The sequence below is a fragment of the Streptomyces sp. NPDC043176 genome (assembly GCF_056436715.1).
This window is the reverse complement of record NZ_JBWKCA010000028.1, coordinates 1-21,556: the sequence shown is the minus strand read 5'-3', so window position 1 is coordinate 21,556 and position 21,556 is coordinate 1. Positions and strand designations below refer to the sequence as shown.

Below are 21,556 nucleotides of genomic sequence, written 5' to 3'. Positions count from 1 at the left end.
CCGGGTCACTAGGGTGCGACGTATCCTGCTCGGACATGGACCGCCGAGCCGGCCGGCCAACGGCACCACCCCGCCCGTCATCCGGACCAAGAGCTCGTCGACGACCCTTGACCGCTGACCCACAGACCCGGCTGGAACCCAGCCGGCGCATCTGAGCAAGCGCCCCGCGGGGCGGACATGGCCGTTCGACTGGAGTGAAGCACGTGGCCGGGCGCATCGAGGATTACGCACTCATCGGAGACATGCAGACCGCCGCCCTGGTCTGCCGGGACGGCAGCGTCGACTGGCTGTGCCTCCCACGCTTCGACTCGCACGCGGTCTTCGCCGGACTGCTCGGCACCGAGGACCACGGATTCTGGCGGGTGGCCCCCGCGGGTCCGGCGGACGCCGAGCCGGCCCCCGCCGACCGGCGCCGCTACCAGGGCGACTCGCTGATCCTGGAGTCCGAGTGGGACACCCCGCGCGGCACGGTCCGGGTGACCGACTTCATGCCGCCGCGTGACGGCGCGCCGCAGCTGATCCGGATCGTCGAGGGCGTCTCCGGCCGGGTGCGGATGCGCTCGGCGCTGCGCATGCGGTTCAGCTACGGCCGGATCGTGCCCTGGGTCCACAAGGTCGGGGAGCGCACGGTCGCGGTCGCGGGGCCCGACTCGGTGTGGCTGGACACCGACGCCGAGTCCCACGGCGAGAACCTGACGACGTACTCGGACTTCACGGTCACCCCCGGCGAGCGGATCACGCTCACGCTGTCGTGGCAGCCCTCCCACAAGGAGCCGCCGGCCCTGCCGGACCCCGAGGGCTCCCTGGAGGCGACCGCCGAGTTCTGGCGCGAGTGGGTCGAGCACTGCACGTACCACGGCCCCTACCGGGAGGCGGTGGTCCGTTCGCTGATCACCCTGAAGGCGCTGACGTACGCGCCGACCGGCGGGATCGTGGCCGCGCCGACCACGTCCCTGCCCGAGGAGATCGGCGGCGTACGGAACTGGGACTACCGCTACACCTGGCTGCGTGACGCGGCGATCACCCTGTCGTCGATGCTGCGCACCGGCTACCGCGAGGAGGCCCGCGCCTGGCGGGACTGGCTGCTCCGGGCGGTCGCGGGCGACCCGGAGAACCTCCAGATCATGTACGGCATCGCCGGCGAGCGGGAGCTCGGCGAGGCGGAGCTGGACTGGCTGCCGGGATACGAGAACTCGGGCCCGGTCCGGGTCGGCAACGGCGCGGCCAACCAGCTCCAGCTGGACGTCTACGGCGAGGTCACCGAGGCCCTCCACCTGGCGCACATGACGGGCCTGTCCCGCAACGACTACGCCTCCCTGCTCCAGATCAAGCTGATCAACTACCTGGAGAAGCACTGGGACCAGCCCGACGAGGGCATCTGGGAGGTCCGCGGCCCGCGCCGCCACTTCGTCCACTCCAAGGTGATGGCCTGGGTGGCGGTGGACCGCACGATCAAGCTCATCGAGTCCGGGGACGCCGACGGCCCGCTGGAGCGCTGGCAGGAGCTGCGCGACGAGATCCACCGGGACGTCTGCGAGAAGGGCTACGACAAGGAGCGGAACACGTTCACGCAGTCGTACGGCTCCAAGGAGCTGGACGCCTCGCTGCTGCTGATCCCGCAGATGGGCTTCCTGCCGCCGGACGACAAGCGGGTGATCGGCACGATCGAGGCGATCCAGCGTGAGCTGTCCACGGAGGACGGCTTCGTCCTGCGCTACCCCACGGCCGGCGAGGAGGCCGGCGTCGACGGCCTGGAGGGCGACGAGGGCGCGTTCCTCGCGTGCTCGTTCTGGCTGGCCGACGACCTGGCGATGATCGGCCGGGTCGACGAGGCGCGCACGCTCTTCGAGAAGCTCCTCGGGCTCCGCAACGACCTCGGGCTGCTCGCCGAGGAGTGGGACCCGCGGCTCCAGCGCCAGGTGGGCAACTTCCCGCAGGCGTTCAGCCACGTCCCGCTGATCGACACGGCGCTGCGGCTGACGGCGAGCGGGGCGTACGGCGGCTGAGTCCCGCGCGGGGGACGGCACCCGGACCTACGATGGGAAGGTCCCGTCCCCCCGCAGGAAAAGGGGGCTCCCATGGCTCCCCACGTCTCCGAAAGCGCCCTGGCCGGACTGGTCGAGGACCTGGCCGGCGAGGTGATCGTCCCCGGCCATCCGGGCTACGACGAGGCGCGTGCCCTGCACAACGGCATGATCGACCGGCGTCCTTCGGTGATCGCCCAGTGTGCCACCCAGGCCGACGTGTCCAACGCGATCCTGTTCGGCCGCGAGGCCGAGCTGCCGATCGCGGTGCGCGGCGGCGGGCACAGCGTCGCCGGGACCTCCATGATCGACGGCGCGCTGATCGTCGACCTCCGCCGGATGCACGGCGTCGTCGTGGACCCGGAGGCCATGACGGTCCGGATCGACGGCGGGGCGACGATGGCCCACCTGGACCACGCGTGCCAGCCCTTCCACGTGGCGACCACCGGCGGCCGGGTGTCCACCACCGGCGTCGGCGGCTTCGTGCTGGGCGGCGGTTCGGGCTGGCTGGAGCGGAAGTTCGGCCTCGCCAGCGACAACCTGCTGGCCGCGGACCTGGTCACCGCCGAGGGCAAGCACGTCCGCACGGACGCGGAGGAGAACCCGGACCTGTTCTGGGCGCTGCACGGCGGCGGCGGCAACTTCGGGGTGGCGACCTCGCTGACGATGCGCCTGCACCCGCTGCCCCGGATGAGCGTCGCCATGCTGCTGTTCCTGCCCGAGGTCGCGCCCGAGGTGGTGCGCACCTACCGCGACCTCGGCAGCGGGGCGCCCGACGACATCGGCGGCGGCGCCATCTACATGCCCGCGCCGGCGGAGCCGTTCGTCCCGGAGGAGCTGGTCGGCAAGCTGGTCTGCGGGGCGCTGTTCACGTACGCCGGGCCGGTCGGCGAGCTCCGCGAGTTCGCGGCGCCGCTGTTCGCGCTGAAGCCGGCGGTCGAGGTCGTCGCGGACATCCCGTACGTGGACCTGCAGACGATGCTCGACGACCCGCCGGGCCTGCGGAACTACTGGTCGGCCGAGTACCTGCGGGACTTCCCCGACGAGGCCGTGGACGTCTTCTGCGACCGCGGCGCGCGCATCCCGGCCGGGACGGCCACCCAGCACGTGCTGTTCCTGATGGGCGGGGCGGTGGCGGCGGGGCCCTCCGGGTATCCGCAGCCGTGGCGCACCGCTCCTTGGGCGGTGCACCCGTTCGCGACCTGGGAGGACCCCGCGTACGACGAGCAGGCGAGGCAGTGGGTGCACGACGTGCGGGCCGACGCGCGGCCGTGGGCCCTCGACGCCACGTATCTGAACTTCGTCGGCGCCGAGGGCGAGCAGCGGATCGTCTCCTCCTTCGGGGAGGAGAACCACCGCCGGCTCGCCGCCGTGAAGGCGGTGTACGACCCCGACAACGTGTTCCGCTTCAACCAGAACATCGTGCCGGCCGGCTGATCACCTCAGGACGGCGATCACCTCCCTGGCGGCCCGTTCGCCCTCGGTGGCGCCGCCTTCCATGAAGCCCTGGAAGTCGTACGAACAGTGCTCGCCGCCGATGTGGACGTTGCCCTGCGCGGTCCCCTCGTAGGTGGCGTACCGGTGGAGGTAGCCGACGGGCCAGCAGGAGTACGCGCCGAGCGTGTACGGGTTCTTGTGCCAGGCGGAGAGCTGGGCGCGGCCGGTGTACGCCCGTGAGGCGCCGGGGAAGAAGGCGTCGATGCCGGCCAGGTAGCGGGTGACCAGGTTCCGTACGTACGGGTCGGACTCGGTGGAGAAGGGGCCCGCCGGGTTCAGGTTCCGGGCCAGGCTTCCGCCGCCGTACTGGAGGAGGATGCCGCCCGTTCCGCCCTGGATCTTGGTGGTGTCCCAGGTCTGCTGGACCTCGGTGTCGGTGAAGCAGTCACCCGCGGAGACCCCGGGCCAGGGGCCGGTGCCGCGCCAGGGACGGGTGCCGAACTGCATGTTGAGCTTGGTGCAGTAGCCCATCCGGGCGTCCCGCAGCAGGTTCCGCATGCGCGGGTCGAACCCGGCCTGGGAGAGGTCCAGTTGCTGGAGGATCGGCAGCGGGACGCACAGGATGGTGTGGTCCGCGGTGACGGTCCGGGTGGCGCCGGCCTCGGTGAAGGTCAGCGTCTGGGTGCCGTCGGCGTTGGCGCGTACGGCGGTCAGGGACCAGCCCATGCGCAGGGTGCCGGGCGCGAGGGCTCCCGCGACGGCGTTCGGCAGCCGGTCGTTGCCGCCGACGATGTGGTACCGCTCGTTGGACAGGCCCCAGATGTTGAAGTTGCCCGGATTGGTCTGATAGCCCATCAGCAGGACGAGGGCGAGCGAGGACTGCTCGGTGGTGTCGGCGCCGTACTCGACGTTGTAGGCGACGTCGATGAACCGGCCGAGCCGCGAGGAGTGCCCGCCGGGGACCCGGCTCTCGATCCACTCGTACACCGACATGTTGTCGAGCGCGGTGCCGGTGGGGGTGGTCTGGTTCCAGGTGACCTCGCCCGACTCGGAGAGGTCACGGCGCAGCGCCTGGTAGACCGCGTTGAAGTCCTCGTCGGCCTGGCTGCGGGGGTAGTAGGCGCCGCCGAACCAGAGGACCTCCTCGGCGCCGTTGGGTCCGCCGCCGAGGAAGTCCTCGGTGGCCAGGTCGAAGCGGCGGCAGAGTTCCAGGATCTTCTTGTGGCTGGTGTCGATCAGCTCGCCGCCGATCTCGGAGGTCTGCCCGTACGCCCAGTGGGCCCGCTGGGTCCACATGCGGCCGCCGACCCTGGACGGGTTCGCCTCGTAGAGCACCGGGCTCAGGCCGGCGTCCTGGAGGGTGAGGGCGGCGGTGAGGCCGGAGATCCCGGCGCCGACGACGGCGATCCGGGCGGTGCTGCCGACCGGCGGGGTCGTGGTGGCGGCCGCGGCGGGGGCGACGGTGGCCGCCGTGCCCGCGCCGACCGCGATCCCGGCGGCGGCCGCGTACTTGAGGAGGGAGCGGCGGCCGAGGGCGTCGGCCCGCATGCCGCGGAGCTCGTCGACGGGCAGGCCGAGCCGTCGGGCGTCGGCGTGCTCGGCGGCGAGGTGCTTCAGGAGGTGCATCGGGTTGGTGCGTGCCATGGGGCGCTCCTGGAGAAGAGGGGACGGAACCCGGGGAGGGGGGTCAGCTCTGGGGCACGGGGGCGGGCGCGGGCGCCTCTTCGGCGGGGCGCTCGGTGGCGTCCTCCAGGACGATCCGGCCGATGATCTCGTACCGCTCCGGTCGCTTGGCCTTGAGGTAGAGGCCGAGGCCGAGGCCGCCGAAGAAGACCACGCCGACGATCCACGGGATCGCCTTGAAGAAGAGGGAGTCGGCGGCGAGCCCGGCCGCGGTCTCCATGTTCATGATCAGCAGCACGACGACGGCGATCATGCCGACGCCGCCGAGGAGCGGGGCGGTGAGGGTCCTGAACCAGTGCCGGTCCTCGGGGTGGTTCTTGCGGAAGTAGCCGATGACGGCGAAGGAGCAGAGGGTCTGGACGATGAGGATCGCCATGGTGCCGAGGATCGCGAGCAGGGTGTAGAGGTGGATGTAGGGGTCCTGGCCGGTCAGCCAGAAGGCGGCCACGAGGGCCACGGCGATCGCGCTCTGCACGTACGAGGCGATGTACGGCGAGCCGTGCCGGGCGTGGGTGCGGCCGAGGGCCGGGTGCAGGAAGCCCTCGCGGCCGATGGCGTAGAGGTAGCGCGAGGCACACTGGTGGAACGCCATCCCGCAGGCGAAGGAACCGGTGAGCAGCAGCCACTGGAAGGCGTCGACGGCCCAGGCGCCGATGAAGGTCCGGGTCGGCGCGAAGAACAGGTCGAGCGGGCCGGCGGAGGCCGACAGCTCCACCGAGCCGGTCAGTCCGTTCCCGGCGATCGTCATCCACGACACGTAGATGTAGAAGAGGCCGACGCCGATGACGGAGATCAGGGTGGCGCGCGGGATGACCCGCTTGGGGTCGCGGGACTCCTCTCCGTACATCGCGGTCGACTCGAAGCCGACCCAGGACCAGAAGGCGAAGAAGAGGCCGAGTCCGGCGGAGGTGCCGGTGAAGGCGTTCTTCGGGTTGATCGGCTCGACCGGGATGCCGTCCGGGCCGCCGCCGGCGATCAGGACGGCGGTGGCGACCGCGAAGAGGACCGCGATCTCGGCCACCAGCATCACGCCGAGCGCCTTCGCCGTCAGGTTGATGTCGAAGTACGAGAGGACCGCGGTGACCGCCAGCATGACCGCCGCGTACAGGATCCAGGGAAGGTCGACGCCGAGCTGGTCGGCGACGGTCGTCTTGGCGAAGTACGCGAAGACGCCGACGATCGAGGCCTCGAAGACGACGTACGCGAGGACCGCGAGCATGCCGGACGCCATGCCGGCGATCCGGCCGAGACCGTGCGAGATGTATCCGTAGAAGGCGCCGGCGGCCGTGATCCGCTTGGCCATGGCCACGTAGCCGACCGAGAAGACGGTCAGGACGAGCGTCGCGAAGAGGTATCCGGCGGGCGCGCCGGTGCCGTTGCCGAAGCCGACGGCGATGGGGAGGTTTCCGGTCATCGCGGTGATCGGGGCCGCGGTGGCCACGGCCATGAAGACGACGCCGACGAGACCGACCGAATTCGCCTTCAGCCGGTGGACCTCTGGGGTGGAGTTCTCTGCCATGGCGCGAGAGCATCCTCGCGTGTGACACAGGCCACAATCGACATGCGGTCATACAATTCCCGCCACGACACGACGAGTTGTCGCCCTGGCGTACGAACTGTCCGGCCCCGTGACCGTGGGGTGATGTCGCCGAAACACGGACGCGGGTAGCGTCCGGGCCCATGGACAGTCAGGGCGGGATCACCGTGCAGCGGGCACTCGAACTTCCGGGCCTGCGCGGCGGGCTCCCGGAGGTCGTCGCCGGCGCCGACCGGCTGCACCGCACCGTGCGCTGGGTGCACGCGGGCGAGGTGCCGAACATCGCTTCGCTGCTCAAGGGCGGGGAACTGCTGCTCACCACCGGCCTCGGCCTGGGCACCCGCCCGGCCGAACAGCGGGCCTTCGTCCGCCGGCTCGCCGACCGGGGCATCGCGGCGCTCGTCGTGGAGCTGGGCCCTCGCTTCGCCCGCCTCCCCGCGACGATAGTGGAGACCGCCCGCACGGCCGGCCTGCCCCTCGTCCAGCTCCACCGCGAGGTGCCGTTCGTCGCCGTCACGGAGGAGATCCACACCGAGATCGTCAACGGCCACTACGCGCTCCTCCGCCAGGCCGAAGAGGTCCACCGGCAGTGCACGGAGGCCCTGCTCGGCGGCGGCGGGGTCCCCCAGGTCCTCCGCATCCTCTCCGACTTCGCCGCCAACCCGGTCTTCCTGGAGACCGCCGACGGCCAGCTCCTGTACGCGGCCGGCACCGAGTCCGCCCCCGCCGACCCGCTCCAGGTCTGGGACGGACTGCGCGGCCAGCGGGCCGCCCGCGAATCCGGCCCGCCCACCGGCACCGTCCTCGTCGACGTGCCCGGCGGCGGACCCGGTACGTCGTCCGTACGGGCCCGGCTCGTCCTCCTGGCGGTGTCCGGCGCCCTCTCCCCCGTCCACCGGATGGCCGCCGAGCGGGCCGCCGGCCTCCTCGCCGTCGTCCTCATGCAGGCCCGCCAGGAGGAGGAACTCGCCGCCCGCGGCCGCGGCGACTTCCTGACCGACCTCGCCGAGGGCCGCATCACCGCCGAGGCCGCACCCGCCCAGGCCCGCGTCCTCGGCTTCAAACCGGGCGACGGCCCGCTCCTCCCCGTGGTCATGCGCCTGGCCTCGGAACTCTCCCCCTCGGGCAACTGGGCCCTGCTCGCCCGCGCGGTCCTCGAAGAGCTCTCCTCCGTCGGCGTTCCCGTCCTCCTCGGCGTCCGGCCCGTGGAAGGCCGGGTGCCCCTGCTCCTCGGCCTGCGCTCGGAGTCGGAGCGCACGGCGGTCGCGGACCGCGTCGCCGCGGCACTGCGCGCCGGAGTGGAACGCGCCGGCCTCGAACGCGCCGGGGCCCACCCGCCGATCGTCGTCGTCGGCGTCGCCGGCGGCTGGGCGGCGGCCTCGGCGGGCCTACGGCACGCGGCCGAGACCGCGACGGCCGCGCAGGGCCTCTCGGACCTCCCCTGGTACGACGCCCGGCGCCTCGACATCGACCTGCTCCTCTGGCGCCTCCACTACCACGGGGACACCGTCCTCCCCGCGTTCGTCGACCGCGCCATCGGTCCCCTCCGCGACCACGACCGCACCTCCCGGCCGCCGCTCCTCCCCACCCTCGAGACGTACCTGGCCCACGCGGGCCGCAAGGCGGAGACCGCGCGCGAGCTCCACCTCAACCGCCAGACCCTCTACAACCGCCTCGCCCGCATCTCCGAACTCCTCGGCACCGACCTCGACGACCCCCAGACCGTCCTCGCCCTCTCCCTGGCCCTCCGAGCCCGCCGCCACACCCCCTGACCCCGCGGTCAACCACCCCACCAGAGCGACCCCCCACGCCCTGCCCGTTGTCGGCAACCGCCCCGCTGGGGCAGTGCCCACCCCCGCGCCCCGCGTGGTAGGCGATCGTTCCGCTGGGGCGGTGCCCACCCCGCGCCTCCGCCCACCCCGCTGTCGGCCATCGTTCCGCCGGGGCGATGCCCCCCGCCCCCCGCGTTGTGGGCAATCGTTCCGCTGGGGCGGGCCCACCCACCCCCGTGGCGGGCCATCGTTCCGTCGGGGCGATGGCCACCCCCGCGCCCCACCCCGTTGTGGGCAATCGTTCCGCTGGGGCGGAACGGGTGGGCACAACGGACGGCGCCCTTTGCCGGGCCCAGGCTTCCGCGCCCGGGCCCGCACCCCGTTGTGCGACGCCGTATGGGTGCGGGCCCAGGCACGAGGGGCGGACGCGCCACCAAGGGCGCCGTCCCGTGTGCCCACCCGTCCCGCCCCAGCGGGACGATTGCCCACACGGCAGGTGGGCGAGGGCGCAGCCCAGGCGGAGGGGCCCACGGCGAGGGCGACAGCCCAGACGGGCGCGGGCACGCACGGGCCGGGGGTAAAGGCCCACGCGGCAGCGGGCAAAGGCCCACGCGACGGTGGGGTGCGGGGCCACGCAGCGACGGGCACGGGGGCCCACGGCGGTGGGCGCGGGCGGCAGCCCAGGCGGACGCGGGCCCACCCGGCGCGGGCGGCAGCCCAGACGGGCCCGGGGGCACCCGGCGCGGGCGGCAGCCCAGACGGACGCGGGCCCACCCGACGCGGGCGGCAGCCCAGCCAGGCGCAGACCCACCCGGCAGGGGCGGCAGCCCAGGCGGGTGGCGGGCCCGCGAAGGCCGCCGGGGGGTCACCCCGTAGGCCCCCCGCGCCGCCCCGCCAGTTCGTCGTACACGCTCAGGACGTGCGCCACCGTCTCGTCCTCCGTGGGCCAGGCCCCCGCCTGCACCCTCCCCGCCGCCCCGAGGTCCATGCGCCGCTCGACGTCCTCGAGCAGCCCGCGGACCGCGTGCGCGAGCGCGGCGGAGTCACCGTACGGAACCAGTTCCGCCGCGTCGCCGACGAGTTCCGGGATGCCGCCGACGGCCGTGGCGACGAGGGGCACGCCGAGCCGGAGGGCCTCCTGCGCGAGGAGGGAGCGGGCTTCCCAGCGGGAGGGGAGGACGGCGATGTCGGCCGCGGCGAGGAGCTCGGCGACGTCTTCGCGACGCCCGATGAGCCGGACGGCGAGCCCCTCGGCAGTGATCCGCCGCTGGAGGTAGGCCCGTTCGCGTCCTTCTCCGGCGATGACGAGCAGCGGCTGAGGGTCGAGGCCACGCCATTCCCGCGCCGCGTCGAGCAGCGTGCGGTATCCCCGGCCTCGTTCGAGCGCGCCGACGGCCATGAGCAGGGGCCGGTCGACGGCGCCGAGTTCGGCGCGGGCCTTGCCGTCGTGGAGGCAGACGGGGCGGCGTGCGGCGGGCACGGTGACGGGGGCGAGGCGGGCGTCGCGGGCTCCGCGCCGCCGGGCCCGGTCGACGAGTTCGGAGGAGGTGGCGAGGACGACGGCGGCGGCGCGGACGGTGCGGCGTTCCAGGAGCCGCTGCAATCCGCCCTGCGCTCCGTCGAGGTGACTGCGGCTGTGCCAGGTGGTGACGAGGGGGGCGCGGCCGTCACCGGTCAGCGCGAGCGCGGCCCGTACGGACGCCTGCAACCCGTGCGCGTGGACGACGTCGGCGCCGATGGAGGCGTTGCGGAGCGTGGTGACGGCGGCGGGGTCGCCGAGGCGGGGCAGCGGCACGAAGTGCGCGCCGGCGCCGAGGTAGTCGTAGACGCGGTCGTGTCCGGCAGGGGCGCACACGGTCACCCGCACACCCCTCGCCACCAGCCCCGAGGCAAGTGATCGGACGTGCGCGCTGCTGCCCGCGCTGCCGCCACCCAGCACTTGGACCGTACGGAGCTGTGTCACGCGCCCAAGGATGCCAGTACGCGCCCCTGACCGTACGCACGTTCCGGCACCGAAGTGGCGTCGGTCCCTTGGGCGGAACGCGTCCGGCGTACGGCCCCGCCCCACGGGTTCACCCACTCGGGTGAGCGCGCGGAGATTTACCCCGCGCCCCCTGCGCGCATCTCCCCCCACACGGCGGCCGCGACCGGCCCGGCGGCGTGCGCGGCGAGCCCGAGCCGCCCGTTGCCGGCGGCGATGGCACCGCCGACGGCGGCGCCGGGGGCGTGCGCTCCGGTGTCGCCGAGCATGGTGACCTCGCCGAGGTCGTCGCCGAGGACCGCCGCGGCCGCACCCATCGGCGCGGCGGCGGTCGCCCGGCGCGGCAGTCCGGGGGCGCCGAGCGCCGGCCCGGTCGGACCTGCGCGCGCCGGTCGTACGTCCACGAGGCCGATCAGGTGCGCGGTGCCGGCGATGACGACGCCGACAAGGACCTTGTGACGGGCTTCTCCTCGAGGAGCGCGCCGGCGAGGAGGGACCCGGCGCCGATGCCGACGAGCTCGACGGCCCCGCCGACGACCTCGTCCTCCCGCGGCGCCGCCGGATGCGACCGGAAGCCGCGCCGGTGGTCGCCGCGCAGGTCGTCGTACCGGCCGCACACGGCCGCCGCGGCGACGGCCAGGGCCGCCGCCGGCGACGCGGGCAGCACGGCGGCGGCCGAACCGAACGCGGTGGCCGGACCGGCCTGGCGGAACACCTGCCGGCCGGCGTGGTGGGTCCGCTGCCGGCCGTGCGGGTGCCCCGGCGGCCGGCCCCTCAGCTGCCCGTACGTGAAACGGGTCGCGCCGAAGGTGCCGATCCGCCCGGGCCACGCGTCACGCGTCCGCCCGGGCGGTCGCGAGCAGCTCCTCGGCGTGCGCCCTGGCCGTCTCGGAGTCCTCCTGGCCGGCGAGCATCCGGGACAGCTCCCGCACCCGCTCCTCGCCCTCCAGGACGGTGACGCCGGAGCGGGTGACGGAGCCGTCGTGGGTCTTCTCGACGAGCAACTGCCGGTCCGCGAAGGCCGCGACCTGCGGGAGGTGGGTGACGACCACGACCTGCGCGGTCCTGGCCAGTTTGGCGAGGCGGCGGCCGATCTCGACGGCCGCCTTGCCGCCGACGCCCGCGTCGACCTCGTCGAAGAGGTACGTGGGCACCGGGTCGACCCCGGCGAAGACGACCTCGACGGCGAGCATCACCCGGGACAGCTCGCCACCGGACGCGCCCTTGGCGATCGGGCGCGGCGGGGCTCCGGGGTGCGGGGCGAGCAGCAGCTCGACCTCGTCGGCGCCGGAGGGCCCGTAGGCGACCCGGCGGCCGCCGACCTCGACGCCTTCCGGGTCCTCGGTCTGGCCGATGGCGAACGAGACGCGCGCGTGCGGCATGGCGAGCGAGGCGAGCTCCGCGGTGACCGCGTCGGCGAACCGGTCGGCGGCCTCCGTGCGGGCGTCGGTGAGCCGCTGGGCGAGGACGGACAGCTCGTCCCGGAGCCGGTCCCGCTCGGCGGTCAGCTCCTCGACGCGGTCCTCGTCCCCGTCGAGTTCGCCGAGCCTGCCCGCGCTCTCCTCCGCCCAGGCCAGCACGGCGGCCGTGCCCTCGCCGTCCCTGCCGTACTTCCGGATGAGCTGTGTGAGGGCGGCGCGCCGCTCCTCGACGGCGGCGAGCCGCAGCGGGTCGGCGTCCAGGTCGTCGGCGTACCCGGCGAGTTCGGTGGCCACGTCGCCGAGGAGGATGGAGATCTCCCCCATCCGGTCGGCGAGCGCGGCGAGGGCCGGATCGTGCGACCGTACGGCTTCCAGGGCCCGGCCGGCGCCCGCGACCAGCGTGGTGGCGTCGACGGACTCGGGGTCCTCGGGGTTGCCGGCCAGCGCGCCGTGCGCGAGCGCGGCGGCGGAGGCGAGGGCCTCGGCGTGCCCCAGCCGCTCGGCCTCGGCGGCGAGTTCTGCGTCCTCACCGGGCAGCGGGGCGACGGCTTCGATCTCGCCGAGCCCGAAGCGCAGCAGATCGGCCTCCTGGGCGCGTTCCCTGGCCCGGGTGGTGATCTCCTCCAGCTCGACGGTGACGGCCCTCAGCCGCTTGTACGCGTCCCCGTAGGCGCCGAGCGGTGCGGAGACGGCCTCGCCCGCGTACCGGTCGAGCGCGCCGCGCTGCCGGGCCGGCTTGAGCAGGCCCTGCTGGTCGGTCTGGCCGTGGACGGCGACGAGTTCGTCGGCGAGTTCGGCGAGCAGCCCGACGGGCACGGAGCGCCCGCCGAGGTGGGCGCGTGAGCGTCCCTCGGCGGAGACGGTGCGGCTGACGAGCAGCACGCCCTCGTCGAGCTCGGCCCCGGCCTCCTCGGCGCGTACGGCGGCGGGCGCGCCCGCGGGCACGCTGATCCGCCCCTCGACGACGGCCGACGCCGCGCCGATCCGCACCAGGGCCGGATCGGCCCGGCCCCCCAGCAGCAGCCCCAGGCTGGTCACGACCATGGTCTTGCCCGCACCGGTCTCACCGGTCACCGCGGTGAAGCCGGGCGACAGCTCGACCACCGCGTCGTCGATGACCCCGAGCGACCGTATCCGCATCTCCTCCAGCACGCCCCAGACCATACGAGGTTTCCCCGGTCCGACGCGACATCGCCCCCGCGCGTGACTCTCCGGCGCGCCGGTCGTTCGGCGTCCCGGAACGCGTCAGGTCAGTGCGGCGCGCCCCGCCAGCCCGAGACCGGCAGGGCGAACTTGGCGACGAGCCGGTCCGTGAAGGAGGCGTGGTGCAGCCGGGCCAGCCGGACGGGCACGGCGCCCCGCCGCACCTCGACGCGCGCGCCCGCGGGGAGCTCCACGGTCCGCCGCCCGTCGCACCACAGCACTCCGTGGGGCGTGTGCGGCTCGACCTCGACCGCGAGCACCGACTCGGGGGTGGTGATCAGCGGCTTGGCGAAGAGCGCGTGGGCGCCGATCGGGACCATGAGCAGGGCCTCGACCTCGGGCCACACGACGGGCCCGCCCGCCGAGAAGGCGTAGGCGGTGGATCCCGTCGGTGTCGCGCAGATCACCCCGTCGCAGCCGAAGCCGGTGACCGGGCGTCCGTCGATCGCGAGGATGACCTCCAGCATCCGCTCCGGGGAGACCTTCTGCACGGCCGCCTCGTTGAGCGCCCAGTCGCGGTGCAGCACGTCGCCGTTCTCGTACACGACGACGTCGAGGGTCATCCGCTCCTCGACCTCGTAGGCCTTGGTCACGACCCGGTCGACGACCTTGTCGAGGTCGTCGCGCTCGGCCTCCGCGAGGAAGCCGACGCGCCCCAGGTTGACCCCGAGCATCGGCACCCCGGAGGCGCGGGAGAACTCGGCGCCGCGCAGCAGCGTGCCGTCCCCGCCGAGGACGACGAGGAGTTCACAGCCGTCGAGGGCGTCGGAGCAGGCCTCCGGCACTCTCTCCACGGACGGCGGCAGGGGCAGGTCCGAGGCCTCGGCCTCCAGGACGCGGACGCCGATGCCGCAGCGCAGCAGCCCCAGGACGACCAGTTCGGCGCTGCGCACCGCGGCCGGCCGGCCGGTGTGCGCGAGCAGGAAGACGGTACGGGTTGTTGCCTCTGAGGGTGCTGCCGTTGAGCTCAACGAGGTCCTTCCGCCACGGCGCGGTCGACATCCGCCGGATCCAGCGCGGGCGCACCCGCCCGCAGCCACAGAAAGTACTCGACGTTGCCGGAGGGACCGGGCAGGGGGCTGGCGGTGACGCCCAGGACGCCGAGCCCGAGTTCGGCGGCCCGCCGGGCCACGTTCTTCACCGCGTCGGCGCGGAGTTCGGCGCTCCGCACGACTCCACCGGTGCCGAGCCGCTCCTTGCCCACCTCGAACTGCGGCTTCACCATGAGGACGAGGTCGGCGTCGGGCGCCGTGCACGCCGCGAGCGCGGGCAGGACGAGGCCGAGGGGGATGAACGACAGGTCACCGACGACGAGGTCGACCGGGACTCCGTCGATCGCGTCGAGCGTCAACTCGCGTACGTTCGTGCGGTCCTTCACGGTGACGCGCTCGTCGCTCTGCAGCGACCAGGCGAGCTGTCCGTAGCCGACGTCGACGGCGACGACATGGGCGGCGCCGGCGCGCAGCAGGACGTCCGTGAAGCCGCCGGTGGAGGCTCCCGCGTCCAGCGCCCGCCGGCCCTCGACCCGCAGCCCCTGCGGCACGAAGGCCGCGAAGGCCCCGGCGAGCTTGTGGCCGCCGCGCGAGACGTAGTCGGGATCGGAGTCGTCCTGGACGACGACGATGGCCGCGGCGGTCTCCACCTGGGTGGCGGGCTTGGTGGCGACGGTCTTGCCGACGGTCACCCGGCCCGCGGCGATCAGCTGGCTGGCGTGCTCGCGCGAGCGCGCGAGCTTGCGCCGGACCAGCTCGGCGTCGAGACGGCGGCGTGCCACTCCTGCCACGTTCGGTTCAGCTCCTGTTGTCGTACGGACGGGGGGCGGGGTGCGCGTCGAGCGAGGTCAGCTCCGCGCGCAGCCCACGGTGTACATCCTCGTACACCTCCAGGTGTCCGTCCGCCGGGAGGTGGTCCACCTCCGCGAGACGCGCCAGGTGGGCGTCGACGGGGGCGTGCCCGGTGAGCTCCCGGTCCACGCCGAGCGGCGCGGGTTCGGCGGGCGCGTACGGCTCCTCGGCGGCCCGGTCGGCGGGGTCCGGCATCTCGTCGCTCATGCCCCGACGCTACCGCGTGGCCCTGGGGTACCGTCGACGTCGATGGCGACGATCACGGAGTGCCGCGGCGCACTGGACAGACTTTCGGACAACCTCGCGCGGGCGGACGCCGGCGTGCGGGGCGCGGCCGCGCTCGACCGCACCCTGAGCTGCCACGTCACGGACCTCGACACCACCTTCACGGGCCGCCTCGCGGACGGCCGGATCGAGGTGCTGGACACCGTGCAGGGCCCGCCTCCGGCCAAGGCGCAGATCCGGCTCGCGATGTCCGGCGACGACCTGGTGGCGATGGTGGGCGGCGAGCTGAACTTCGCGAAGGCCTGGGCCTCCGGCCGGGTCAGGCTGGAGGCAGGCTTCCGTGACCTGATCCGGCTCCGCTCACTTCTGTAGCGCGGGCTCCTGGGCCGTCGGCTCCTGCCCCTGCGGCACCACGTGCCGGGCGCGCGCCTTCCGCCCGGCCGGCACGACCAGCGGCGTACCGGTCTCCGGGTCGTCGATGACCTGGCAGCGCAGCCCGAAGACCCGCTCGACGAGTTCGGCGGTCACGATCTCGGACGGCGGGCCCTCGGCGACCACCTCGCCGCCCCGGACCGCGATGAGGTGGGTCGCGTACCGCGCCGCGTGGTTGAGGTCGTGCAGGACGGCGACGAGCGTCCGGCCCTGTGTCTCGTGCAGCTCGGCGCACAGGTCGAGGACGTCGATCTGGTGCTGGATGTCGAGGTACGTCGTCGGCTCGTCGAGCAGCAGCAGCGGGGTCTGCTGGGCGAGCGCCATGGCGATCCAGACGCGTTGCCGCTGGCCGCCGGACAGCTCGTCGACGTACCGGTCGGCCAGTTCGGCCACGCCGGTCGCCTCCATCGACTCACGGGTGATCCGCTCGTCCTCCGGGGACCACTGGCGCAGCAGGCCCTGATGGGGGTAGCGGCCGCGGGCCACCAGGTCGGCGACGGTGATGCCGTCGGGGGCCACGGACGACTGCGGGAGCAGACCGAGGGTCTTGGCCACCTTCTTGGCGGGCATCGTCTGGATGGACTGCCCGTCGAGCAGGACCCGGCCCGTGCTGGGCTTCAGCATCCGGGAGAGGGCGCGCAGCAGGGTGGACTTGCCGCAGGCGTTCGGCCCGACGATCACCGTGAAGGAGTGGTCGGGGATCTCCACGGACAGGTCACGGGCGATGACCCGCTGCTCGTACGCGAGGGTGACCGATTCCGCGCTCAGCCGCTGCCCCTGCCGACCGTCCATGCCCGTGCTCCTGATGTCCGTCAAACCCGGAAAGAGTTAGGTTAGCCTATCCAACTTTCCGCGCTGTCTGCCCTCCCCGACTTCCCCCCACCGGCTCACACCCCCAGCCGCGCCAGCACCTTCCCCGCGTCCGGCACACCCGCCCCCGGCAGGTCCGCCGCCGACCACGCGGCCCCGCACAGCGCCCGTACGGCGTCCATCACGTCCGTGCCCTCCGGCACCCCGGCGCCCACCGCCTGCAGGGCCAGCTCACCGCCGCCGACCGACGCCCGCCACCCCCCGCACACGAAGCCGCCGTCCGCGTCCACGACCACCTCGGGCTGCCCCACGAGAAGCCCCCGCAGATCGGCCGCGACGTACGTCGGCCGGTGCTCCGGCACCGCCGCGAGAAGCTGCGCCACGTCCGTCACCCCGGTCAGGACGAGCAGCGAGTCCACCCCTCCGTTGAACGCGCCCTCGATGTCCGTGTCCAGCCGGTCCCCGACCACCAGCGGCCGCTTCGCCCCCGTCCGCAGCACCGTCTCCCGGTGCATCGGCGGCAGCGGCTTCCCCGCGACCTTCGGCTCGGCCCGACCGCCCGTCGCGATCCGCACGACCTCCACCGCGGCCCCGTTCCCCGGCCCGATCCCCCGCGCCCCGGGAATCGTCAGATCCGTGTTCGACGCGTACCACGGCACCCCGCGCCCCACCGCGTACGCCGCCTCCGCGAACCGCGCCCACGGCATCCCCGGACCGCCGTACCCCTGCACGACCGCCACCGGCTCGTCGTCCGCCGACTCCACCGGCACCAGGCCCCGCTCCCGCAGCGCCACCCGCAGCCCCTCGCCACCGACGACGAGCACCCGGGACCCCGGCGGCACGTCGTCCGCGATCAGCCGCGCCACCGCCTGCGCGGAGGTCACCACGTCCCCGGCCTCCGCCGGCACCCCGAGCTCGGTCAGGTGCGCCGCGACCTCATCCGGGGTCCGCAGCGCGTTGTTCGTGACGTACGCCAGGTGCATGCCACCGCCCCGGGCCACGCCGAGCGCCTCCACGGCGTACGGCACGGCCTCGCCGCCCGCGTACACGACACCGTCGAGATCAAGGAGCGCCGTGTCGTACGCCTCGCTCAACGGCACCGCGCTGCCGCCCGGACGACCTCCGCCGCCGTCGCGCTGTCCCTGGCCGATCCGCACCGTCACCACTCACTCCTCACGTCGCCGGGTGAAATTCCCCCGCTCCCCCGATCATCGCTCATGGCCACCGCCCACATACGATGACGAGATGAACACCTCAGGTCACGCGGCCGCCGACGTCCGCGACGACGCCGGAGGGCTGCGCCTGGCCCCGTTCCGCGGACTGCGTTACGTCCCCGAGCGGGTCGGCAGCCTCGCCGCCGTGACGTCCCCTCCCTACGACGTCGTCGTACGACCTGACGGGCTGCTCCATCTGGAGTCGGCGGACCCCCACAACATCGTCCGCCTGATCCTCCCCCAGGCCATCACCGCCGGCACCCGCCACCGCAAGGCCGCCGTCACCCTCGACCGCTGGCTCGCCGACGGCATCCTCGCCCCGGACCCCGAGCCCGCGCTCTACGTGTACGAACAGCACGGCGACGGCATCCTCCAGCGCGGCGTCATCGGCGCCCTGGAGCTCTCCACCCCGGACGCGGGCATCGTGCTGCCCCACGAGGACGTCATGCCGCACGTCGTCGAGGACCGCGCCGCCCTCATGCGGACCACCGCCGCCAACCTGGAGCCGCTGCTCCTCACCTACGTCGGGGACGACGACGGCGGCGCCGACGCGGTCATCGAACGCACCGTCCTGCGCGACCCCCTGCTCGCCACCACCACCGAGGACGGCTTCCGGCACCGCCTCTGGTCCGTCACCGACCCCGCCGAGCTCGCCGCCATCGCCGGCGAGCTCGCCCGGCACCAGGCCCTCATCGCCGACGGTCACCACCGCTGGGCGACCTATCTGCGCCTGCGCGAGGAGCACACCGCCCCCGGCCCCTGGAACTACGGCCTGGTCCTCCTCATCGACACGGCCCGCTACCCGCTCCGGGTCCGCGCCATCCACCGCCTCCTCAACCGCCTCCCGGTCGGCGACGCCCTCGCGGCCCTCGGCGACTCGTTCCGGATCCGCCGCATCGAGCAGCCCCTCCCGGTCGCCATGGCGACCCTGGAGGCCGCCACGGCCGACGGCAACGCCTTCCTCCTCGCGGGCGACGGCGCCTTCCACCTCGTCGACCGCCCCGACCCCGCACTCCTCGAGCGCACCGTCCGCACCGACCGGCCCCACGCCTGGCGCACGCTCGACGCGACCGTCCTCCACTCCACCCTCCTGGAGAACGTCTGGCACATCCCGGACGCCCCCGAGGACATCGCCTACATCCACGACACCGAGGCCGCCGTCGCCCAGGCGGAGCGCCGGGGCGGCACCGCCGTCCTCATGCACCCGGTACCCGAGGACGTCGTCCGCGACCTCGCCCGACAGGGCGTCACCATGCCCCGCAAGTCCACCTCCTTCGGCCCGAAGCCCGCCACCGGCCTGGTCCTGCGCAGCCTCGCCCTGGACTGACACCCCCACGACGACGAAAGGGCGGCACCCCCACGGGGTGCCGCCCTTCTCATCGCTCGACCAGGTCAGCCCTGGTCGCCACCACGCTCGACGTCGTCCTCGTCCTCGTCCTCGTCGAGCTCGTCGAGCTCGACATCCTCGACACCGACACCGGCCGACTCCTGAACGCCGCCGTCCTGAACGTCGCCGTCCTGGTCGTCGTCCTCGTCCTGGTCCTCGTCCTGGTCCTCGTCCTCGTAGAGGTCAGCGGACTCGTCGAGGTCGTCGGACTCGTCGAACGCGTCGACGAACTCGACCCCGTCCATTTCGGCGAGGCGGTCCGACGCGTCCGTGGCGCCGTCCTTGTCGGACTCCAGGGCCTTGGCGAACCACTCCCGCGCCTCGTTCTCGCGGCCGGCGGCGAGCAGCGCGTCGGCGTACGCGTAGCGCAGGCGCGCGGTCCACGGGTGCACGGCGCTGGAGGCGAGCTCCGGGCTCTGCAGCGTCACGATCGCCGCGTCGATCTGGTCCATGTCCCGGCGGGCGCCGGCGGCCACGAGCCGCATCTCGACCTGACCGGCCTTGTCCAGCTTCTGCACCTCGGGCTCGCCGGCCATCGCCAGCGCACGCTCGGGCCGGCCGAGACCGCGCTCGCAGTCGGCCATGACGGGCCACAGCTCGACACCACCGCTCATCCGCCGCGCGGCCCGGAACTCGGCCAGCGCCTCGGAGTACTTCTGCGTGGCGTACGCGGCGAACCCGGCCGCCTCACGCACGGCCGCCACACGCGACGCGAGCCGGAGCGCGACCCTGGAGTACCCGTAGGCCTGCTCCGGGTCCTCGTCGATCAGCTGCGCGACCATGACGAGGTTGCGCGAGACCTCCTCCGCCAGACCCTTCGGCAGGCTCATCAGCTCCTGCCGCACGTCCGGGTCGATCTCCTCACCGGTGACCTCCGGCGGGATCGGCAGCCGCTTGATCGGCGCCCTGTCACTCCGCTCCCGGTCGAAGTCCCGACCCCCACGGTCGTACCCACCCCGGTCGTCCCGCCCACGGAACCCACCACGGCTGTCCCCACCGCGGTCGTCCCGACGGAAGCCGCCACCACGGCTGTCGCCGCCACGGTCATCGCGGCGGAAGCCACCGCCACGGCTGTCCCCGCCACGGCTGTCGCCACCACGGTCATCGCGGCGGAAGCCGCCACCGCGGTTGTCGTCCCGACGGTCATCGCGCTGGTACGAAGGCCGCTCGTCCCGACGGAACGCCGGACGGTCCCCACCACGGTCGTCCCGACGGAAGCCGCCACCACGGTTGTCCCCGCCACGGCTGTCGCCACCACGGTCATCACGACGGAAACCACCGCCACGGTTGTCACCGCCGCGGTCGTCCCGACGGAAGCCGCCGCGGTTGTCGTCCCGACGGTCATCGCGCTGGTACGAAGGCCGCTCGTCCCGACGGAACGCCGGACGGTCCCCACCACGGTCGTCCCGACGGAAGCCACCGCCACGGTTGTCGTCCCGCGAGAAGCCCGGACGGTCCCCACCGCGGTCATCGCGACGGAAGCCGCCACCACGGTTGTCCCCGCCACGGCTGTCGCCACCACGGTCATCACGACGGAAGCCGCCACCGCGGTTGTCGTCCCGACGGTCATCGCGCTGGTACGAAGGCCGCTCATCGCGACGGAACGCCGGACGGTCCCCACCACGGTCGTCCCGACGGAAGCCGCCACCACGGTTGTCCCCGCCACGGCTGTCGCCACCACGGTCATCACGACGGAAACCACCGCCACGGTTGTCACCGCCGCGGTCGTCCCGACGGAAGCCACCACCGCGGTTGTCGCCACCGCGGTCATCGCGACGGAAGCCACCGCCACGGCTGTCGCCACCGCGGTCGTCACGGCGGAAGCCGCCACCGCGGTTGTCGCCAGCACGGTCATCGCGGCGGAAGCCACCGCTGCGGTTGTCGCCACCACGGTCATCGCGACGGAAACCACCGCCACGGTTGTCGCCGCCACGGTTGTCCCCGCCACGGTCGTCACGGCGGAAGCCGCCGCCACGGTTGTCATCCCGCGAGAAGCTCGGACGGTCCCCGCGGTCATCGCGACGGAAGCCGCCACCGCGGTTGTCGCCACCGCGGTCGTCACGGCGGAAGCCACCGCTGCGGTTGTCCCCGCCACGGTCATCACGACGGAAACCACCGCCACGGTTGTCGCCACCGCGGTCGTCACGACGGAAACCACCGCCACGGTTGTCCCCGCCACGGCTGTCGCCACCGCGGTTGTCCCCGCCACGGTCATCGCGACGGAAGCCGCCACCACGGTTGTCCCCACCACGGCTGTCTTCGCGGCGAGGCCCGCGGAAGCCACCCCGGTCGCCGGCGCCACCGTCCCTGCGACGCGGCTCGCGCTCCGGACGGTCGTCGGGAGAGTTGGTGGGCATGGTCGTGACTCCTGTCTTCGGGTACTGCAGTCATTCTCGCGCAGCCGGCACTCAGCCGCGCATCGGAAAAAGTCAAGCGAAAAACAAAAGGACCCCTGGTCCCAGCGTGAACGCTGGGACCAGGGGTCCTGAAGAATTGTTCGGCGGTGTCCTACTCTCCCACAGGGTCCCCCCTGCAGTACCATCGGCGCTGAAAGGCTTAGCTTCCGGGTTCGGAATGTAACCGGGC

The 21,556-nt window shown here is 73.6% G+C and carries 17 protein-coding genes, 1 rRNA gene and 1 pseudogene; 5 read left to right on the top strand and 14 right to left on the bottom strand.

Annotation, left to right across the window (positions count from 1 at the left end; translation table 11 throughout):
* The first annotated feature begins 203 nt into the window (after positions 1 to 203).
* Positions 204 to 2,006 carry a glycoside hydrolase family 15 protein gene (locus AC067A_RS32555; protein ID WP_479246537.1) on the top strand — a complete coding sequence of 601 codons (1,803 nt, stop codon included), beginning with the start codon at positions 204 to 206 and terminating at the stop codon, positions 2,004 to 2,006.
* A 72-nt stretch (positions 2,007 to 2,078) separates the two neighbouring features.
* Positions 2,079 to 3,461, top strand: a complete 1,383-nt coding sequence (locus AC067A_RS32550) for an FAD-binding oxidoreductase (RefSeq protein WP_479246536.1) — start codon at positions 2,079 to 2,081, stop codon at positions 3,459 to 3,461.
* On the opposite strand, the gene AC067A_RS32545 is transcribed toward AC067A_RS32550, so the two are convergent.
* The gene (locus tag AC067A_RS32545; protein ID WP_479246534.1) at positions 3,462 to 5,105 is read right to left on the bottom strand and encodes a flavin monoamine oxidase family protein; all 1,644 of its coding nucleotides are present in this window, start codon (positions 5,103 to 5,105) and stop codon (positions 3,462 to 3,464) included.
* A gap of 43 nt (positions 5,106 to 5,148) precedes the next feature.
* Positions 5,149 to 6,663 (bottom strand): APC family permease, encoded by a 1,515-nt coding sequence (locus tag AC067A_RS32540; protein ID WP_479246532.1) that lies wholly within the window; start codon positions 6,661 to 6,663, stop codon positions 5,149 to 5,151.
* A gap of 161 nt (positions 6,664 to 6,824) precedes the next feature.
* On the opposite strand from AC067A_RS32540, the gene AC067A_RS32535 reads away from it, so the two are divergent.
* The gene (locus tag AC067A_RS32535; protein WP_479246530.1) at positions 6,825 to 8,453 is read left to right on the top strand and encodes a PucR family transcriptional regulator; all 1,629 of its coding nucleotides are present in this window, start codon (positions 6,825 to 6,827) and stop codon (positions 8,451 to 8,453) included.
* Between the two features lie 865 nt (positions 8,454 to 9,318).
* Here the strand turns inward: AC067A_RS32535 and AC067A_RS32530 are convergent.
* The 7 genes from AC067A_RS32530 to AC067A_RS32500 form a co-directional block, all read right to left on the bottom strand.
* Complete coding sequence (locus AC067A_RS32530; RefSeq protein ID WP_479246527.1) at positions 9,319 to 10,416, bottom strand: glycosyltransferase family 4 protein; 1,098 nt, start codon at positions 10,414 to 10,416, stop codon at positions 9,319 to 9,321.
* A gap of 137 nt (positions 10,417 to 10,553) precedes the next feature.
* A complete protein-coding gene (locus AC067A_RS32525; RefSeq protein WP_479246526.1) occupies positions 10,554 to 10,838 on the bottom strand; it encodes a hypothetical protein in 285 nt (94 codons plus the stop codon).
* 8 nt (positions 10,839 to 10,846) lie between these two features.
* The gene (locus AC067A_RS32520; RefSeq protein ID WP_479246524.1) at positions 10,847 to 11,149 is read right to left on the bottom strand and encodes a hypothetical protein; all 303 of its coding nucleotides are present in this window, start codon (positions 11,147 to 11,149) and stop codon (positions 10,847 to 10,849) included.
* A gap of 118 nt (positions 11,150 to 11,267) precedes the next feature.
* Positions 11,268 to 13,019 carry a DNA repair protein RecN gene (gene recN / locus AC067A_RS32515; protein ID WP_479246522.1) on the bottom strand — a complete coding sequence of 584 codons (1,752 nt, stop codon included), beginning with the start codon at positions 13,017 to 13,019 and terminating at the stop codon, positions 11,268 to 11,270.
* Between the two features lie 86 nt (positions 13,020 to 13,105).
* Positions 13,106 to 14,029 carry an NAD kinase gene (locus tag AC067A_RS32510; protein ID WP_479246521.1) on the bottom strand — a complete coding sequence of 308 codons (924 nt, stop codon included), beginning with the start codon at positions 14,027 to 14,029 and terminating at the stop codon, positions 13,106 to 13,108.
* The gene (locus AC067A_RS32505) at positions 14,026 to 14,841 is read right to left on the bottom strand and encodes a TlyA family RNA methyltransferase (RefSeq protein WP_479246519.1); all 816 of its coding nucleotides are present in this window, start codon (positions 14,839 to 14,841) and stop codon (positions 14,026 to 14,028) included. Before AC067A_RS32505 ends, AC067A_RS32510 begins: the two co-directional genes overlap by 4 nt.
* 7 nt (positions 14,842 to 14,848) lie before the next feature.
* Entirely contained in the window at positions 14,849 to 15,109 is a 261-nt protein-coding gene (locus AC067A_RS32500; protein WP_479246517.1) for a hypothetical protein, read from the bottom strand.
* Between the two features lie 42 nt (positions 15,110 to 15,151).
* Here AC067A_RS32500 and AC067A_RS32495 point away from each other — a divergent pair, with 42 nt between their 5' ends.
* The gene (locus AC067A_RS32495) at positions 15,152 to 15,499 is read left to right on the top strand and encodes an SCP2 sterol-binding domain-containing protein (RefSeq protein ID WP_479246515.1); all 348 of its coding nucleotides are present in this window, start codon (positions 15,152 to 15,154) and stop codon (positions 15,497 to 15,499) included.
* On the opposite strand, the gene AC067A_RS32490 is transcribed toward AC067A_RS32495, so the two are convergent.
* Together AC067A_RS32490 and AC067A_RS32485 are read right to left on the bottom strand one after the other, a co-directional pair.
* Positions 15,488 to 16,351 (bottom strand): ABC transporter ATP-binding protein, encoded by an 864-nt coding sequence (locus tag AC067A_RS32490; RefSeq protein WP_479246513.1) that lies wholly within the window; start codon positions 16,349 to 16,351, stop codon positions 15,488 to 15,490. The genes AC067A_RS32495 and AC067A_RS32490 overlap by 12 nt on opposite strands.
* Before the next feature lie 95 nt (positions 16,352 to 16,446).
* The gene (locus tag AC067A_RS32485; RefSeq protein WP_479246511.1) at positions 16,447 to 17,532 is read right to left on the bottom strand and encodes an HAD hydrolase-like protein; all 1,086 of its coding nucleotides are present in this window, start codon (positions 17,530 to 17,532) and stop codon (positions 16,447 to 16,449) included.
* Between the two features lie 82 nt (positions 17,533 to 17,614).
* Here AC067A_RS32485 and AC067A_RS32480 point away from each other — a divergent pair, with 82 nt between their 5' ends.
* Positions 17,615 to 18,910 carry a DUF1015 domain-containing protein gene (locus AC067A_RS32480; RefSeq protein WP_479246509.1) on the top strand — a complete coding sequence of 432 codons (1,296 nt, stop codon included), beginning with the start codon at positions 17,615 to 17,617 and terminating at the stop codon, positions 18,908 to 18,910.
* Between the two features lie 65 nt (positions 18,911 to 18,975).
* On the opposite strand, the gene AC067A_RS32475 is transcribed toward AC067A_RS32480, so the two are convergent.
* The 3 genes and pseudogenes from AC067A_RS32475 to rrf all read right to left on the bottom strand — a co-directional run.
* Positions 18,976 to 19,815, bottom strand: coding sequence for a tetratricopeptide repeat protein (locus AC067A_RS32475; RefSeq protein ID WP_479246624.1), 840 nt, complete (start codon positions 19,813 to 19,815; stop codon positions 18,976 to 18,978).
* 354 nt (positions 19,816 to 20,169) lie between these two features.
* A pseudogene (locus AC067A_RS32470) lies at positions 20,170 to 20,934 on the bottom strand (hypothetical protein); the annotation flags it as partial.
* Between the two features lie 531 nt (positions 20,935 to 21,465).
* Positions 21,466 to 21,556, bottom strand: a 5S ribosomal RNA gene (gene rrf / locus AC067A_RS32465); the annotation flags it as partial.

What these genes read in the sequence shown, in the direction of transcription:
- AC067A_RS32550 (WP_479246536.1), top strand. Translation starts at nt 2,079, where the DNA reads ATGGCTCCCCACGTCTCCGAAAGCGCCCTGGCCGGACTGGTCGAGGAC.
- AC067A_RS32545 (WP_479246534.1), bottom strand. Translation starts at nt 5,105, where the DNA reads ATGGCACGCACCAACCCGATGCACCTCCTGAAGCACCTCGCCGCCGAG.
- AC067A_RS32540 (WP_479246532.1), bottom strand. Translation starts at nt 6,663, where the DNA reads ATGGCAGAGAACTCCACCCCAGAGGTCCACCGGCTGAAGGCGAATTCG.
- AC067A_RS32535 (WP_479246530.1), top strand. Translation starts at nt 6,825, where the DNA reads ATGGACAGTCAGGGCGGGATCACCGTGCAGCGGGCACTCGAACTTCCG.
- recN (WP_479246522.1), bottom strand. Translation starts at nt 13,019, where the DNA reads ATGGTCTGGGGCGTGCTGGAGGAGATGCGGATACGGTCGCTCGGGGTC.
- AC067A_RS32500 (WP_479246517.1), bottom strand. Translation starts at nt 15,109, where the DNA reads ATGAGCGACGAGATGCCGGACCCCGCCGACCGGGCCGCCGAGGAGCCG.
- AC067A_RS32495 (WP_479246515.1), top strand. Translation starts at nt 15,152, where the DNA reads ATGGCGACGATCACGGAGTGCCGCGGCGCACTGGACAGACTTTCGGAC.
- AC067A_RS32490 (WP_479246513.1), bottom strand. Translation starts at nt 16,351, where the DNA reads ATGGACGGTCGGCAGGGGCAGCGGCTGAGCGCGGAATCGGTCACCCTC.
- AC067A_RS32480 (WP_479246509.1), top strand. Translation starts at nt 17,615, where the DNA reads ATGAACACCTCAGGTCACGCGGCCGCCGACGTCCGCGACGACGCCGGA.